Here is a 16,345-nt window from a genome sequence, read left to right as displayed (position 1 = left end):
GATTCGACAAGCCTGCTCGCCACAGGAGAAGTTGGCTGCTTCAAAAGTTGTGTAGAGACCTATGCTGCGATAGCGGTGGAACATTCACCTACTCAGTGACTGATCCACCGCTATCGCAGCATAGGTCTCTACACAACCGGTTAACACGAAGTCTGTGGCAGGTGGGCTGTTGTGGCGAGCAGGCTTGCCCTGCGTTGGGCTGCGAAGCGGCCCCAGTAAAGGCACTGCAATTTTCCTGAAAGAACTCAGCGACTGGGTTTGGGGCTGCTTCGCAGCCCAACGCAGGCGGTGCGACGATTCGACAAGCCTGCTCGCCACAGGAGAAATTGGCTGCCTTCAAAAGTTGAGTAGATACCTATGGCTATCGCAGGCAAGCCAGTTCCCACATTGGTTTAGTGGTGTGGCAGAGCGTGCAGCAATGCTTCGATTTCTTCGAAGCTCGGGCGCGCCAATACATCGGGCTGGCAGCAGCTTTGTTGCAGCGCCACCAGTGCTTCATTATTGAAGCCTTCTTCTACCCGCTCCAACAACTCCCCCAGCAACACCCCGAATGCACGCACTTCAATGCGTTGCAACGCCCTGGTTTCCTGCGTGTCTGCCGTGACATGGAACGACGCCGCGCCAAAATCCCCAAGCAAACAATCACCCGCGGCGTTCCACAGAATATTGTGGCCGTACAGGTCGCCATGGGTAATGCCATGCCGGTGCAGATGCGACGCCACCGAGGCGATGCCGCGTGCCATGCGCAAAACCACTTCGGCACTGAAACGCGTACCCGGTGCGTAGATATCGCGGGTGCATGACGCCAGGCTCGGCAAGGCCGCGAGGTTGCGGTAACTCGGGTCGATCAGGTCCATCACCAGGGCTGCCTGGTCCTCCGGGTGGCCGACCACGCGCCCCTCCACCTTGATCAGATTCGGGTGCAGCCCGGCGGCGATGCAGGCCTGCATTTCATGCAGCGGCGAGCCGTCGCTGGTGATCGTGCCTTTGTAGAGTTTGACCGCGACCGGCAACGCTGGCGGCTTCCACAACGCCTTGCGGATGATCCCCGAAGCGCCTTCGCCCAACACCTCGCCCAGTTCCAGTTCAGCCCAAGGGATATTCGGCGTTGCATCATCGCTCGCCACTTCAACGGCGATTTCCACCGGGTTACCGGCATAGGCCAGCCAGGTCAGGCTCGGCAGCGTCAGCAGCCATGGCGGCAGTTGGGTGAAGCGGTTGGAGGCGATACGCAGCAGCTCGAGGTTTTTGCAGTTGAGCAGACTATGCGGCAGGTCCGTCAGGTGGTTGCCGGCCAGCATCAGCTTTTGCAGGAGTGGGCGCTCGCCCAGCTCGCCGGGTAACTGGCTGATGCAGTTGTCGGTGAGGATCAGCCAGCGTAACTGTGGTGGCAGCGCGGCGGCGGGTACGTGGCTGATCTGGTTGGCTTTAAAGCCGATCATGCTCAGGTTGGCGCACTGGCCCAGGCAGGCGGGCAGCTCAGTGAAGGCGTTATCCGAGCAGAACAGCACGCGCAGGTGCGCCAGCCGATACAGGTCGTCGGGCAGGCTGCTCAGGGCGTTGCCGGTGAGGTTGAGGATTTCCAGGCTGTCGGCCAGTTCGAAGATTTCCGGCGGAAATTCGGTCAGCCCGCAAGACAGGTCCAGGCGTTTGATACCGGCCAATTGGCCAGCCTTGAGTTGGGCGAGGGTATTCATGAACGGCGCGGTCACTCGGCAAGGTGGGCGTGAAAGGCGCTCATGATACCGGGTCGGGCGCGGGTTGCGGGCACACCGTTTGTAATTGGTTCAGCCGGCTGGCGGTGCGGGCGAGGTCGATGGCCTGGCCTTCCAGGGCACGCGCCAGGGGTTGCTGGCCGATCAGGGTCAGGCGTTTGTCCTGGTCGTAGAGTACGTCCACCAGGTTGATAAAACGCTGTTGCACGGCGATCGGGCAGTCAGCCAGGGAGGGCAGGCCGTCGATGACCCAGTGGTCGAAATCCTCGCACAGCAACAGGTAATCCATCACGGCGGTGAGCTGTTCACACAGGTCGTTGAAGGTGAACACGATGCTGCGCGCCTGATGGCTGCGGCAGAGCAATCGGCGGTTGCCGACCTTCAGGGTTTGCGCCGCGCCAGGTGTGGCGGGCAGCCCGAGGACTTCGCGCTGGGCGGCGCTACCGGGCCATACATACTGGCCGCCGGTGAAACGCTGTTCGGCATGGGCCTGGGGCAAGCTGCGAAAATCCTCGGGCGAGCTGACTTCCAGCACCTGCATGCGCGTGGCGATCAAGTCGATCACCGGCTTGAAGCGCTGGTGGTACAGCGGGTTGGGCAGCAGGCCGTCGGGGGCGTAGTTTGAGGTCACCAGCACCAGCACGCCACGCTGGAACAAGGCCTGGAACAGGCGGCTGATGAGCATGGCATCGCCGATATCGTGGACGTGGAATTCGTCGAAACACAGCACCCGGCAATCGGCCAGCAGCTCGTCCAACGTCACGCCCAGGGCGTCGTCCTGTTCGCGGTGCTGGAACATGCCTTGGTGCAGGCGGGTGAAAAATGCATGGAAGTGCACGCGTTGCTTTTGTGCAATCGGCAGCGCCTGGAAGAACCCATCGAGCAGCCAGCTTTTGCCACGCCCCACTGGGCCGTGCAGGTACAGGCTGCGCGTCGGCTGGCCGGCGAGCAGATGCCGGGTTTCGCGGGCGAGGGCGGTAATTGCCTGGGTTTGGCCGGCGCTGAGGGTATAGCCCTGGTCTCGGGCCTTGTTTTCAAAGAACGCCGGGATAGGCGAGGCGCCTGTCAGCGCGTTTTTTTTACCCAGCAGACGCTGAATCAGGGAAAACACAACCAATGCACGTCACTCTGTATGTCGGTGGTTGCCCACTTTAGGGCGCTCGCGTCGATTTGACCAATACAGAACGGCGCCCCCCGCTATCTCGAAAAGGCATGTAACGCCCGCCACCCGGCCCAGACTGGCAGTTTCGCCCTTTGAGGCTAACCTCTTACAGAGCAATCACCCCTGTACAAGGATTTGGGGCCGTGAAGGGACGAGGCGTTTTGGCAGTCATGGGCACGATGCTCTGCAGCACGGTTTACGCTGCGCAACTCCAGGTGGAGGTGCGCATCGACGTGCAACGGGGCTGCCAGTTGGTGGGCACTACCCGCAGTGCGGGCATCGAGCAACTTGGCGTATTGGATTTTGGCAGCGGCCCGCGTCTGGATGACCCGGCCGGGCCTCTGAGTGCGGCGCTTATCAGCCAGCGCCAACCGCGCCTGGAGTGCAACCCCGACACCCCTTACCAACTGCGCGTTGACGGCGGCCTGCATGGCGGCAGCGGCGAAGTGCGCTACCTGAGTGCTGCGACGCCCTCGAGCAAACCGATTCCCTATCGTATCTATGCCGATGCCGCGCGGCGTATCGCCTTGCCGGTCAATGAACCGCTGAGCGGGCGTGTGCCCGACTCCGGCAGTGTCGACCTGCCGCTGTATGGGCGCATTGAGCCGCTCAAGGACATCCCGGCGGTCGGTCGCTACACCGACCTGCTCAAGGTCACCGTCACATGGTAAGCCGCAGCTTGGTCCTGGCGGCCATGGGCGGCCTGTTGCTGCTGGCCGATGACGCCCAAGCGGCGGTCGCCGGGCAGATCCACGCTCGGCTGGTCATCACCGCCAGTTGCCAGGTGAGCAAAGACATCGAGAGCGCGCCGGTGAGCCCCGCCGGCGGTAGTGCGCTACTGGATTTCGGCACCCAGGGGCCTACATGGAGCCACCCGTTGGGTGCGGGTGTTACCGATGGCAGCAAGGCGCCGCTGTCGGTGTCCTGCAACCCCTCGGTGGTCAGCAGCTTCACCGTGACCATCGACGGCGGCGCTCATGGTGATGGCACCACAAGGCGCCTGAGTAACGGGCGCCAGACCATTCCCTATCAACTGTCGGCTGACTCGCTCGGCCGGCGCAGCTACAGCATTGGCGAGCAACGCAATTTCGTCGTGACCAAGGGCACACAAGTACCGATCCCGGTATTCGGCTCGGTGGTGGCGAATACCAGGGCCTTACCGGCCGGCATCTACACAGACACCCTGACGGTGACTCTGGATTGGTAAACGATGAGGATGGACATCATGCATGCACTTATAGCAAAGGCGGTTTTTCCATTGATGGCGTTGGCGTGGGTGTCGGGCGCACAGGCGGCGACGGTGGCCGGTACGGTCAGCGCCACCCTGGTGCTCACCAGCAGCTGCCAGGTCAACGGCGCCGCAGCCACCGGCGGGATGAGCTTCGGTAACTTGAACTTCGGTACCGCCAACAGCCTGTTCACCGAAGCCGACGGCCAGGTGCTGGGCGGCGGTGGCGGGGCGTTGTCGATCCTGTGTTCGGCGGGTACTTCACCGACGTTGACGGTGTCTGCCGGTGCCCACGACGGCCAGTCCGTGGGCGGTGGTCGCGCGCTGTATGACGGGGTGGCCAATTACGTGCCGTATGACCTGTACACCGACAGCGGCCACTCGACGCTGCTGGCCATCGGCGGGGTGATCAACCTGGCGCCGAGCACTGGCGTGGCCCAGGCCGTGAATATCTACGGCAAGGCCAATGGCAAGGCGGGCTTACCGGCCGGTACTTACACCGACACGGTTAACGTGACCCTGACGTTCTAAGTGCCATGGGCCGGGCAGGGTGTGCGGCGTTGGCGGTGTGCATCGGCTGGGGAATGCCGTTGTCGCTGTTGGCGGTGACCAGCCAGTCGTTCCAGGTCAGCGCGACGATCACGCCAGGTTGCCTGGTGGTCGGCGGCGGTACCAATTACGGCAGCCTGGCGTTCGGCACCTATTCGGCGTTGGCCACCAGCACGGCGTCTGTCGCGCTGACGGGCGGCGTGACCCTGCAATGCACGCCGGGGGTGGCGCTGAGCATGAGTGTCGATGGCGGGTTGCATAACAACAGCGGACGGCGGATGCAGCTCAATAGCGGCACCGCCCAGGTGGTTTATCAGTTGTTTCGGGACGCGGCGTTCAGCCAGAGCCTGGGGATCAGCCAAAGCGTGAGCGTGGCCTACAGCGACGCCAACAACATCACCTTGCCGATTTATGGGCGAGTGCAATTACCGGGTAACCAGCCTGGGGGGACGTACAGCGACACGTTGCAGGTGCAGCTGTCGTGGTAAGGCGATCGGTATAAGGAGTGAGATCTATGTGTGCAGCTTCCCGGCACGGGTGGGCGGCGGGTTTGAGCGGGTTGTTGATGTTGGCGGCGGGGCAGGCCCAGGCGGCCAGCTCGGTGCTGATCTGGCCGATTGACCCGGTGCTGGAAGCCGATCAACAGGCCAGCGCGCTGTGGCTGGAGAACCGCGGCACCGAGACCGCCAACCTGCAGATCCGCGTGTTTGCCTGGACCCAGAGCGGTTTTGATGAGCAATACCAGAACCAGCGCGATGTGATTGGCAGCCCGCCGGTGGCGAAAATCGAGCCTGGGCAAAAGCAATTGGTGCGCCTGACTCGAACCAAAGAAGTGCCGCCCGGCCAGGAGCTGGCCTATCGCATCATCATCGATGAGATCCCTTCGGCCACACCACCGCCGGCTCCGGCGGATGGCAAGACCGCCGCTGCTATCCGCTTCCAGATGCGTTATTCGGTGCCATTGTTTGCCTACGGTCCAGGCCTGTGGAGCAAGGTCGACGGCACCCGTGACCGTGACCCGAAAACCGCCGGCAAGCCGGATTTAAGCTGGAAAAAAGTCACCGTGGGCGGGCGCAACTACGTCGAGATGCGCAACCAGGGCGCCGTGCATGCGCGCCTCACCGATGCCACCTTCAAGCAGGGCGGCCAGCCGCGGCCCTTGGTAGAGGGCTTGATGGGCTATGTGCTGCCGGGCGCGACCATGCGCTGGCCGGTGCCGGATGGTTTGCCGGCCGATCAGCCGCTGCAGGTGCGCATCAATGGGGCAACGCAAGTGGAGAATCTCGCGCCAGGACGCTAACTCAGTGTGGCAGGGCATGGAGTAGGCCCTGGTGTTAAAAACGGATGGAGATGTCCATTGATGGGCACAAAGCCTTGGTGAGCCAGGATCGGGCTCGATGTCTATGGCGATCGGTGTGGGTGGTGGGCGGCTTGTCTGGCTGGGTGCTGGCGCCGCCGGGCTTCGCTGCGCCGTTGCCGCCCCCGCCCAGCAGTATGGAGGCTGTTGCCGATGCGCAGTTGTTCCTGGAACTGGTGGTCAACCAGATGGACACCGGCCGTGTGGTCGCCGTCAATCAGCGTGCCGGGCAGTTATTTTTGCCTGCGTCGGTGTTGCAGGAAGTCGGTGTGAAGCTGCCTGGTGCCGTGCCTGGCGAAGTCGCGCTGGAAAGCTTTCCCGGCCTGCACACCGATTACGACAGCCAGGGCCAGCGCCTGGTACTGAGCGTGCCGCCGGCCTGGCTGCCGGAGCAATTTATCGGCAGCCGCAACAACTACCCACGCACCCAGGCGCTGACCAGCTTCGGCGCGTTGCTCAACTATGACGCCTACCTGAACAACACGGACGATGCGGGCACCTACCTCGGTATCTTCAACGAAGTGCGGCTATTCGATACCTGGGGCACGTTGTCCAACACTGGCCAATACCGCACCACCATTGGCCGGGAAACCGCTGGCAGTTCGCTCGACAACGGCTATCGGCGCTATGACACCACCTGGCGGTTCTCCGACGATGAGCGCCTGTTGACCTATGAAGCCGGCGATGTGATCAGCGGCGCCTTGCCCTGGAGCACCTCGGTGCGCCTGGGCGGTGTGCAGCTGTCGCGGGACTTTGGCGTGCGCCCGGACCTGGTCACCTACCCGCTGCCGCAGTTTGCCGGGGAGGCGGCGGTGCCGTCTTCGGTGGACCTGTTTATCAATGGCTATAAATCCAGCAGTGCTGATCTGCAGCCGGGGCCGTACACCCTCACCAACGTGCCGTTTATCAACGGCGCCGGCGAGGCGGTGGTGGTCACCACCGATGCGTTGGGCCGGCAGGTGTCGACCACGGTGCCGTTCTATGTCACCAGTACCTTGCTGCAAAAGGGCTTGTCGGACTTCTCGGTGGCGGCGGGTAATTTGCGCCGCGACTACACCATACGGGACTTTGGCTATGGCCCTGGCGTGGCCAGCGGCACCTTTCGCTACGGCATCTCGGATGCATTTACCCTCGAAAGCCATGCCGAAGCCTCCAGTGACCTGTCCCTGGGCGGTGTCGGCGGCAACCTGCGGGTCGGTAACTTCGGCGTGCTCAATACCGCCGTCAGCCAAAGCCAGTACGACGGCAGGACCGGCCAGCAACTGAGCCTGGGCTACCAATACAGCAACCAGCGCTACAGCCTCTCGTATCAACGGGTCGAGCGCCGTGAGCAATACGCCGACTTGAGCCTGATCGACACGCCTTACGCCAGCCTCAGCAAGCGCAGCCAGCAGGCGACCTTGAGCCTGAACCTGAACAATTTTGGCAGCCTGGGCGTCGGCTATTTCGATGTGCAGGCGGCGGATGATTCGCGCACCCGCCTGGTGAACCTGACCTGGAGCAAGCCGTTGTGGCGCAACAGCAGTTTTTACCTGTCGGCCAACCATGAAGTGGGTGATAGCAGCTGGGCGGTGCAGGCGCAGGTGGTGGTGCCGTTCGACGTCTACGGCAGCCTCAGCGTGGGCACCGAGCGCAGTAAAACCGGCGCGAGCCAGCAGCGCGTCAACTACAGCCGAGCAGTGCCGGCCGAAGGCGGCGTGGGCTTCAACCTGGGTTACGCCAGCGGTGATGGGCCGGCTTATCGCCAGGCTGACCTGACCTGGCGCCTGCAGTCGGTGCAGTTGCAGGCCGGCGTGTACGGCAGCAGCGACGCGGAAACTCGGTGGGCGGACGCCAGTGGTTCGTTGGTGTGGATGGACAATCAAATGTTTGCCGCCAACCGCGTCAACGATGCGTTTGTGGTGGTAAGCACCGATGGGGTCAGTGGTGTACCGGTGCGCTACGAGAACCAGGTGGTGGGCGAAACCGACCGCAACGGGCACTTGCTGGTGCCGTGGACCAGTGCTTACTACCGCGCCAAATATGAGATCGACCCACTGAACCTGCCATCGAACGTGCAGGTGCCCAACGTCGAGCAACGGGTTGCCGTGCGCCGTGGCAGTGGCTACTTGCTGGAATTCCCGGTGCGCCAGGTGATCGCGGCGAGCATCACCTTGGTCGACGCCCAGCACCAGGACTTGCCACTGGGCAGCCAGGTGCGACACGAGCAAAGCGGCGCGCAGGCGGTGGTGGGGTGGGACGGCCTGGTGTACCTGGAGAACCTGGCCGCCCATAACACCTTGCAAGTCACCTTGGGTGACGGCCAGACCTGCCAGGCAATGTTCGAGCTGGATACCACCCAGGCCCAGGTGCCACTGATCGGGCCACTGGTGTGCCAATGACATAAGGAGTGTGCGTGTGCGGGTCAAGGAATGGCTGTTGCGGTTCCTGTTGCTGGCAAGCCTGGGCGTGTCGGCGCAGGTGCAGGCCGTGTGCTCGGTGGTGGCCAGCGTACCGGCCAGCTTTGGCACGACGGTGAGTTCGATGACCGTGCGCACCACCTCTCAGCCCAGTTCGACCACCAATGCCGGCTTCAGCTGCACGCCGGCGCTATTGTCGGTGTTGGCCTCCAATGACCATTTTTACGCGACCGTCAGTGGTTCGCCCCAAGGTGGCCTGGTGGGGCCGACCGGTGATGTCATCAACTATACGATCTATGCCAACAACACCACGGCGTTCCCGATGACACGCGGCACCGCGTTCGATTTTGGCGGCAGTGGCGGCATTGCCGCCTCCCTTGGCCTGGTGTTCGGGCCGGGCACCAAAGTCGTGCCGCTGTACTTCGCCACCACCCTTGGCAGCAACGTGGCGTCGGGGGTGTACAGCGAAACCCTGAGTATTTTCTGGAACTGGAACTATTGCTCGGGCATTGGTATTGCTGGGGCCTGTCTGGGCCGTGAGATCAACAACGGCACCACGACCTTGAACGTCAGCATGACGGTGGTCAACGACTGCCAGATCACCACGCCGCCGATTGCGTTCGGCAGTGCGCCGGTGGTCAGCGCCTTCGCCACCGTCAACGGCCAGGCCAGTGTGGCCTGCACCAAGGGCAGTGCCTACACCGTCGGCCTCGGTGATGGGCAGAACCCGGTGAGCGTGGGCGGACGGCGGCGGATGATTTCCGGCGGTAACTTCCTGGCCTACGACATCTTCATGAGTGCCGGCACCACGCGCTGGGGCAGTGTGGGCGCAGCACGGCGGGCCAGTTCCTCGGCCGAGATCAACCCCGGCAACGGCCTGGGCACCGGCAGCCAAGTGTTCAACTACAACGCCAAGATCTACACTGACCAAGCCACGCCGCCGGGCGGCACCTACATTGATAATGTGGTGCTGGATGTGGGCTTTTAACGCCGCGTCCGTTGAAGGTCCACGCGGTCAAAATGTGGGGGCTTGCCCGCTCCACAAAAGCCGGTCTTGATCCTCTAGAACTTGAGCAAGTGCGTAGCCGCCTGATCCACCGGGCTGACCATCGCATAGTTGTACCCTCCACCGGACCAGTAATCGGCCTGCAACCCATCTTCGCTGCGGCTGCCGCGCGGCAAAAAGCCGTTTTCCGGTCCCGGTGGGCGGATGTAAAAGCTGATGCGATGGCCTTGCTGATCCTCGTACAACACCATCGCCGCCGCACCTTGCTCAGTGGTGAGCAGGCGCCCGCTCACGGGCTTGAAACCGGCCTGGCTCAAATCGGGCAGGCGATGGGCCTGGTTGAAATAGCGATCCAGCCAGGCTTGCATAGTGCCGCCATCTTCGGTGCTGAAGTCGGCGGGCATGATGCCGTCCTGGGCAAACAGGCGAAACGCCTGCATGGCGTCGGCCATCGGCAACATCGATGGTTGGGTCGCTTCGCGCGCGTGCCAACCGCCAAGCCCGCCGAGGCAGACTGCGATCAGCAGCACGGCGGCGCTGGCCAGGTGGCGGCGCGATTGATGCCGAATGCGTTGGCGAATCAGTGCCGGGTCGAGGTCGGGGTTGGCCGGTTGCTGCAAGGTTCCGCTCAAGGCGGCGCGCAGGGCTTGTGCATCCTGTTGCCAGGCATGTACCTGGGCGGCCCTTTCAGGGTGGGCAGCCAACCAGGTTTCAAGCACACGGCGGTCGCTCTCGGGCAGTTGGTGATCGACGTAGGCATGCAAATCGCGTTCGCTGGGGGGCAGGCTAATCATTTGAGTATCCGCAGGGCAGGGCTGGTAATTTCGCCTTCGCTGAGTTGACGCAAGGCCTGGCGCGCACGGGACAGGCGCGACATCACGGTGCCTACCGGTACCGCCAGGATCTCGGCGACTTCCTTGTAACTTAACCCTTCGACCGACACCCACAGCAGCAGTGCACGTTGCTCGGTGTTGAGTTGGTCGAAGGCGTGCAGGGTCGATTGGGCCATCACTGTGCGCTCCACCGAGGGTTGTGCATCGTCACGGCCGGTGAAGAATTCGAGCATGCGTGCATAACGGCGGCTGCGCCGGTGGGCGTCGAGGAACTGGCGGTAGAGGATCGAGAACAGCCAGGCGCGCAGGTCGCCTTCCAGGCGTTTGTCGGCCCAGCTGATGATCGCCCGCTCGAGCGTGGACTGCACCAGGTCGTCGGCGCTGCTGGCGTTACGCGTCAGGGACACGGCAAAACGTCGCAGCCTGGGGATGAGTTCACGTAACGGATCGTCGAGTTCGTGCATGGGCGTGGGTTCTGGTCAATTGTGCAGAGGAAGACGCCGGCCGACGTAGGTTATTCCATCAATAACTATAGGAATATTGCGCTCTTTTGTAGGGGATATCTGCAATGCACTCGGGCCTGTAATACCGCTCCCACACCTCAATCAACCCTCGTAACAACCGCGAACAATTTCTGCGGTTAATTGATGAGGGTGCAGGCATGACCATTTCTCCGACCGATAAACAGTTTTATCGCCGCCCCGCGCTGGCTCACTTACCTGCCGCGCAGCGGATCGTGTTTGAACAATGGGGGGGCGGGCCATCGGCCAAGCCGGGCCACGACCGCGTACACCAGGCCATCGAGGTGCAAGCGGCGTTGACGCCACAAGCGATTGCGGCGGTGTGGGCGGGACAGCGTATCAGTTATGAACAACTCAACCGTCAAGCCAATCGATTGGCCGTGCGCCTGATTGATCTGGGCGTGAAGCGCGGCGACACCGTGGGGCTGTTTGTCGAACGTTCGATTCCCATGCTGGTAGGGCTTCTGGCGGTGTTGAAGGTGGGCGCTGCGTATGTGCCTCAAGACGCCAGAATCGTGCCGACGCTGCAATTGGGCATGGTGCTGGAGTCGTTGACCAGTCCGGTGATTATGACCTTGTCGAACCTGGCCGATCGCCTGCCGGCCGATGCGACGCAGCGCAGTGTATGCCTGGACACGTTCCTGGCCGAAGAGCCCTGGGTCGCCGAGGACAACACTCAGGTGTTCGCCGCTGCCGACACCGATGACCTGTGTTTCGTGCTGTTCACCTCCGGCACGACCGGGCGGCCCAACGGTGTGTGTGTCAGCCACCGCAACGTGTGCAATATCTTGCTCACGCAGCCGGGGCAGATGGGCATGGCGCCGGGTCGTAACGTGGGGCAAATCCTCAATATCGGCTTTGATATGGCCGCCTGGGAAATCCTCGGTTGCTTGGCCCATGGGGCGACCTTGCTGATTCGTGATAAAGACATTGCGCAAACCGCTGCGCAATGCCACGTGCTGATCGCCACCCCCTCGATACTGGCGAACCTTGACCCGGCGCAGTGTCCTGACCTGAAGGTGGTTGCGGTGGCAGGTGAGCCCTGTTCTCAAGCGCTGGCCGAGCGTTGGGCCGAACATTGCACGTTCTACAACGGCTGCGGGCCTACCGAAACCACCATCGTCAACACGTTGCACCGGCATGTGCCCGGCACGTTGTTGACCATCGGCAAACCGACTCCGAATAACACCGTGTATGTCCTCGACGAACACGGTCGCGCCTGTGAACTGGGTGAGATCGGTGAAATGTGGGCCGGCGGCGTCGGGGTAACGGCCGGTTACTTGAACAATACCGAGCTGACCCAGGAGCGCTATCGCCCGGACCCTTTTATGGGCGGTGACGCAATGATGTTTCGCACGCGGGACCTGGGGCGCTGGACGGCAGACGGTCAACTGGAACACTTGGGGCGTGTCGATGATCAGGTGAAGGTGCGTGGCTTTCGTGTGGAACTGGACGCTGTGTCTACGGCCCTGGAGGCGGGCGATGGCTGCATGCGGGCGGTCACTTTGAAGCTGAACAGCCGTAACCTGGTGGCTTTCGTCTCGCCCGTCAGTGCCGACGTCGAGTCGTGCCGAGCCCGCTGCCAGGAGCGCCTGGCCTACTACTGCGTGCCGACATCCATCTACGCGGTGGAGGCTTTTCCGCTGACCGCCAGGGGCAAAATCGACAAGGCCTTGCTGCTGCAACAGGCATTCGCGGCCGAGGTGGCTCGCCATGCTTGATGCACTGACCCGTGCCGTTGTGCCACCCAAACCGGCGTTGTGGCGTCGCTGGACTGCACTGCCGGTGTTTTCCTACTACAACCGCCTGGTGGCACTGGTGTTGTTGGTTAATGCCGTGTTTGTACTGTTGGCGGTCGATTTTGCTGCCATTACGGTTGAAAGGCTTTCGGACATGGTGCTGATCAACCTGTCGCTGGCCATCCTGATTCGTCAGCATTACCTGATCAATGCACTGTTCTGGCTGGCAACCCGTGTGCCAGTCACCTGGCCGTTGCGTGTGCGGCGCAGCGCGGCCAAGGTTTACCACTTCGGCGGGCTGCACAGTGGCGCGGCCCTGGCGGCGACCGCGTGGTTTATAGCGATGGTCGGCGTTCAGGTTGCACGCTATCTGCGCCAGCCCGATAGCGTGTCGTCAGCCTGGTTGTGGCTCACGGGTGTGTTGCTCGGGCTGTTGCTGTTGATGGTGAGCATGGCGCAGCCGTGGATTCGCAGCCGATTCCATAATGGCTTCGAGCGGGTCCATCGGTTTGCCGGCTGGAGCGCGCTGCTACTGTTCTGGGCGTTGACTTTACTGGCGTCCAGCGAGTCTTCGACCAGCTTATTACACAGTGGATCATTCTGGATGCTGGTGCTGCTGACGTTGAGCATTGCCCTGCCATGGTTGCGTCTGCGCAAGGTCGCCGTTGAACACACACGGCCTTCCGGGCATGCGGTGATTACGCGCTTCAAGCACACCACGCCGTTCGCCGGTTCATCCACTGCGATCAGCCGCAACCCTCTGCTGGAGTGGCATTCGTTTGCCAATATTCCTGCACCAGAGGCGGCGGGGTTTCGCCTGATCATATCGCGTGCGGGCGATTGGACTGGGCGCTTCATCGAAGACCTGCCCAGCCACGTGTGGGTCAAAGGCATCACCACGGCGGGCGTGGCTAATGTGGAAACCCTGTTCAAGTCAGTGGTGTATATCGCCACCGGCAGTGGGATCGGCCCGGTCATGCCGCATTTGCTGGCCGCCCAAGTGCCGATCCAGTTGATCTGGTCTACCCGCAGCCCGCGCAAAACCTATGGCGATGAACTGGTGGACGAAATCCTGCGTGCTCAGCCCGGGGCATTGATCTGGGACACCGATGAGCGTGGTAAACCGGACTTGGTGCAATTGGCCTACGGCGCGGTGCAAACCTTCGGTGCAGAAGCGGTGATCTGTATCGCCAACCAGGCGTTGACCGAGCGCGTGGTGCATGAAATGGAAGCCCTTGGCATACCGGCTTATGGCGCGATCTGGGATTCCTGAAACCGCGGCATTGAGGCACAACATTAATCAGCAGAGGTTTTTATGAATGTATTAATAGAACGTCATGGCCGAGTGGTACTGGTCAGGCTTAATCGCCCCCAGGTCAAGAATGCGTTGAGTTCGGCGCTGATGACGGAGTTGATCAGCCGTCTGGAAGTGCTGGACCAGGACCCGCAGGTCGGCTGTTTCGTCATCACCGGCACGCCTGAATACTTCGCCGCTGGGGCCGATATTAAGGAGATGAGTACCAAGTCCTACCTGGACATGCTCGATGAGGATTACTTCGTCGGCTGGGAAGCCTTTACCCGCCGGCGCACGCCAACGATTGCCGCAGTGGCCGGCTATGCGTTCGGCGGCGGCTGTGAGCTGGCGATGATGTGCGACATGATTTTCGCCGCCGATACGGCGACCTTTTCCCAGCCGGAAATCAAACTGGGCGTTATTCCGGGCATGGGTGCGACCCAGCGCTTGACCGGGCTGGTCGGCAAGGCCAAGACCATGGACATGGTGTTGACCGGACGGCCGATGATGGCTCAAGAGGCGCTCCAGGCCGGGTTAGTGTCGCGTGTGTACCCGGCGGCAGACTTGATGGAGCAGACGCTGGCGGTGGCTGCACAGATTGCCGGGTTCTCGCGCACCGCCACACGGGCGGCGCGGGAGGCGGTTGAGCAAGCCTTGGAACTTGGGTTGCACGATGGCGTGCGCCTGGAGCGCCGACTGTTTCATGGGCTGTTCGCGACGCCGGATCAACAGGAGGGCATGCAGGCGTTTATAAACAAGCGCCCGGCAGTCTTCAACGCGGTTTAGAAGAACGCTCGGTTTGGCAACGCATCTGCTCTGAAAAAACTACAGTGAAAAGGGAATAGACCTACGTGGGATTCGTCTCATAGTTCATTTTCCCTGTGGCCACGTGCCCTGGAGTTTTTCATGGTAGATCACTCATCGCCGCCACGTACGCCCCTCAGTACCGCCAGTTTGTTAGTCAGGCTGGCGTGTATTGGCAGTGTAGTGGCGGTTGTTGCCGGGGCATTCGCCTACGTCAACGGCACGCTTGACCCACAGCGCCTGCGTCCCAAAACCCTGGTCAATGCCCTGGAAACCAATAACGGTGTACACCCGGGGTTTCGGCGTAACCATGCCAAGGGCGTGTGTGTGGCCGGTTACTTCGAGAGCAGCCCCGAGGCGCGCGCTTACTCCAGTGCCCAGGTGTTCAGCGCGGCGAAAACCCCGGTGATCGGCCGATTCGCCTTGCCCAGCGGCAACCCCTACGCGCCGGACAGCAGTGTGCCGATCCGCAGTTTCGCGGTGCAGTTCAGCCAGGCCAACGGCCAGCAATGGCGTACGGGGATGAACAGCATGCCGGTGTTCCCGGTGGGCACGCCTGAGGCGTTTTACCAGATGCTCAAGGCCGGCGCACCCGAGCCGGCCACCGGCAAGCCGAACCCGGCCAGTATGCCGGCGTTTTTTGCCGCGCACCCCGAGACGGCGCCGTTCCTGGCGTGGGTCAAGACCGCCAAGCCCTCGGCCAGTTACGCGACCGAAACCTACAACGGCATCAATGCCTTTTACCTGGTAAACGCCGATGGCCAGCGCCAGGCGGTGCGTTGGGGCGTAGTGCCACAGAGCCAGGATGCGACGGGTGACACCGCGCCGCCTGGCGCTGACTTTCTCGAAAAGGATTTGGTGCAGCGTCTGGCTTCCGGGCCGCTGCGTTGGCAGCTGAACCTGACCCTGGCCAACCCCGGCGATCCGCTGGACGACGCCAGCAAAGCCTGGACCGGCGAGCACAAGGTGCTCAACGCCGGCACCCTGGTGCTGCAAAGCAGCCAACCGCAGGCTGACGGCGATTGCCGCGATATCAACTTTGACCCGCTGATTCTGCCCAGCGGTATCCAAGCCTCCAATGACCCGCTGCTGGCTGCACGCTCGGCGGCTTATGCCAGTTCCTACGTACGCCGCGCTGGCGAAGTCAGCCCGCTGCACAGTGCCCCTCAGGAGTCGAAACCATGAATGCCCAACCACGGTTTTTCGCGCCTCTGGCCCGCCTGCTGCATTGGCTGATGGCGTTGATGGTCATTGCCATGTTGTTTATCGGCGCGGGCATGGCGGCGTCGGTGTCGGAGCGTCACGAGTGGCTGATTCATCTGCACAAGCCACTGGGTATCGCGATTTTGGCGTTGGTGATCGTGCGGCTGGTGGTGCGCTTTTCCACCCGTCAGCCGCCGTTGCCGGCTGACCTGCCACTGTGGCAAGTGCTGGCCGCCAAAGCGTCCCATGTCGTGTTATATGCGTTGATGCTGGTGCTGCCGCTGCTGGGCTGGGCGATGATTTCGGCGGCCGGTGACCCGGTGATGCTCAGCAGTTCGGTGCAATTGCCGGCGTTGTTAGCGGCCAATGCACCGTTATTTGCGCTGCTGCGCAAGGCCCATGGCTACCTGGCCTACCTGTTGTTCCTGACAGTACTGTTACACCTGGCGGCGGCGCTGTTTCACGGGTTGATTCGTCGCGACGGTGTGCTGCAAAGCATGACCGGCACCAAAGGCTGATGCCGGGGGGCAGGGCG

At 62.3% G+C, this 16,345-nt stretch carries 16 protein-coding genes; 12 read left to right on the top strand and 4 right to left on the bottom strand.

Going from position 1 to position 16,345, the window contains the following annotated elements:
* Positions 1–392: 392 nt before the first annotated feature.
* Positions 393–1,697 carry a protein kinase gene (locus tag HU759_RS19195; RefSeq protein WP_170040857.1) on the bottom strand — a complete coding sequence of 435 codons (1,305 nt, stop codon included), beginning with the start codon at positions 1,695–1,697 and terminating at the stop codon, positions 393–395.
* Positions 1,698–1,737: 40 nt separating this feature from the next.
* Complete coding sequence (zapE, locus tag HU759_RS19190; RefSeq protein WP_138452058.1) at positions 1,738–2,832, bottom strand: cell division protein ZapE; 1,095 nt, start codon at positions 2,830–2,832, stop codon at positions 1,738–1,740.
* A gap of 224 nt (positions 2,833–3,056) precedes the next feature.
* Between zapE and HU759_RS19185 the strand changes: the two genes are divergently transcribed.
* From HU759_RS19185 to HU759_RS19155, 7 genes are all read left to right on the top strand, one after another.
* Entirely contained in the window at positions 3,057–3,548 is a 492-nt protein-coding gene (locus HU759_RS19185) for a spore coat U domain-containing protein (protein ID WP_169988243.1), read from the top strand.
* Entirely contained in the window at positions 3,542–4,084 is a 543-nt protein-coding gene (locus HU759_RS19180; RefSeq protein WP_170040858.1) for a spore coat U domain-containing protein, read from the top strand. The genes HU759_RS19185 and HU759_RS19180 overlap by 7 nt, the downstream gene beginning before the upstream one ends.
* Positions 4,085–4,102: 18 nt before the next feature.
* Positions 4,103–4,636 (top strand): spore coat U domain-containing protein, encoded by a 534-nt coding sequence (locus HU759_RS19175; protein ID WP_026013648.1) that lies wholly within the window; start codon positions 4,103–4,105, stop codon positions 4,634–4,636.
* A gap of 5 nt (positions 4,637–4,641) precedes the next feature.
* Complete coding sequence (locus HU759_RS19170) at positions 4,642–5,142, top strand: spore coat U domain-containing protein (protein WP_026013649.1); 501 nt, start codon at positions 4,642–4,644, stop codon at positions 5,140–5,142.
* A gap of 77 nt (positions 5,143–5,219) precedes the next feature.
* Positions 5,220–5,954 (top strand): molecular chaperone, encoded by a 735-nt coding sequence (locus HU759_RS19165; RefSeq protein ID WP_017136493.1) that lies wholly within the window; start codon positions 5,220–5,222, stop codon positions 5,952–5,954.
* A gap of 44 nt (positions 5,955–5,998) precedes the next feature.
* A complete protein-coding gene (locus HU759_RS19160; protein ID WP_032865533.1) occupies positions 5,999–8,392 on the top strand; it encodes a fimbria/pilus outer membrane usher protein in 2,394 nt (797 codons plus the stop codon).
* A 34-nt stretch (positions 8,393–8,426) separates the two neighbouring features.
* Positions 8,427–9,398, top strand: coding sequence for a spore coat U domain-containing protein (locus HU759_RS19155; protein WP_170040871.1), 972 nt, complete (start codon positions 8,427–8,429; stop codon positions 9,396–9,398).
* A gap of 74 nt (positions 9,399–9,472) precedes the next feature.
* On the opposite strand, the gene HU759_RS19150 is transcribed toward HU759_RS19155, so the two are convergent.
* Together HU759_RS19150 and HU759_RS19145 are read right to left on the bottom strand one after the other, a co-directional pair.
* Positions 9,473–10,210, bottom strand: a complete 738-nt coding sequence (locus HU759_RS19150; RefSeq protein ID WP_170040860.1) for an anti-sigma factor — start codon at positions 10,208–10,210, stop codon at positions 9,473–9,475.
* Positions 10,207–10,713, bottom strand: a complete 507-nt coding sequence (locus HU759_RS19145) for a sigma-70 family RNA polymerase sigma factor (protein ID WP_170040861.1) — start codon at positions 10,711–10,713, stop codon at positions 10,207–10,209. Before HU759_RS19145 ends, HU759_RS19150 begins: the two co-directional genes overlap by 4 nt.
* 197 nt (positions 10,714–10,910) lie before the next feature.
* Between HU759_RS19145 and HU759_RS19140 the strand changes: the two genes are divergently transcribed.
* From HU759_RS19140 to HU759_RS19120, 5 genes are all read left to right on the top strand, one after another.
* Positions 10,911–12,491 carry an amino acid adenylation domain-containing protein gene (locus HU759_RS19140; RefSeq protein WP_170040862.1) on the top strand — a complete coding sequence of 527 codons (1,581 nt, stop codon included), beginning with the start codon at positions 10,911–10,913 and terminating at the stop codon, positions 12,489–12,491.
* Positions 12,484–13,782: a hypothetical protein gene (locus HU759_RS19135; protein ID WP_170040863.1), complete on the top strand. Its 1,299-nt coding sequence runs from the start codon at positions 12,484–12,486 to the stop codon at positions 13,780–13,782. Before HU759_RS19140 ends, HU759_RS19135 begins: the two co-directional genes overlap by 8 nt.
* Before the next feature lie 42 nt (positions 13,783–13,824).
* On the top strand, positions 13,825–14,589 hold the full coding sequence (locus HU759_RS19130; RefSeq protein ID WP_170040864.1) for an enoyl-CoA hydratase-related protein: 765 nt from the start codon (positions 13,825–13,827) through the stop codon (positions 14,587–14,589).
* A 120-nt stretch (positions 14,590–14,709) separates the two neighbouring features.
* On the top strand, positions 14,710–15,792 hold the full coding sequence (locus HU759_RS19125) for a catalase family peroxidase (RefSeq protein WP_138453619.1): 1,083 nt from the start codon (positions 14,710–14,712) through the stop codon (positions 15,790–15,792).
* Positions 15,789–16,328 (top strand): cytochrome b, encoded by a 540-nt coding sequence (locus HU759_RS19120; protein WP_170040865.1) that lies wholly within the window; start codon positions 15,789–15,791, stop codon positions 16,326–16,328. Before HU759_RS19125 ends, HU759_RS19120 begins: the two co-directional genes overlap by 4 nt.
* The last annotated feature ends 17 nt before the right edge of the window (positions 16,329–16,345 follow it).

This window comes from Pseudomonas sp. OE 28.3 (assembly GCF_014268205.2).
GTDB lineage: Bacteria > Pseudomonadota > Gammaproteobacteria > Pseudomonadales > Pseudomonadaceae > Aquipseudomonas > Aquipseudomonas edaphica.
Note: the sequence above shows the minus strand (reverse complement) of the source record. Positions and strands in the feature narration are given on the sequence as shown.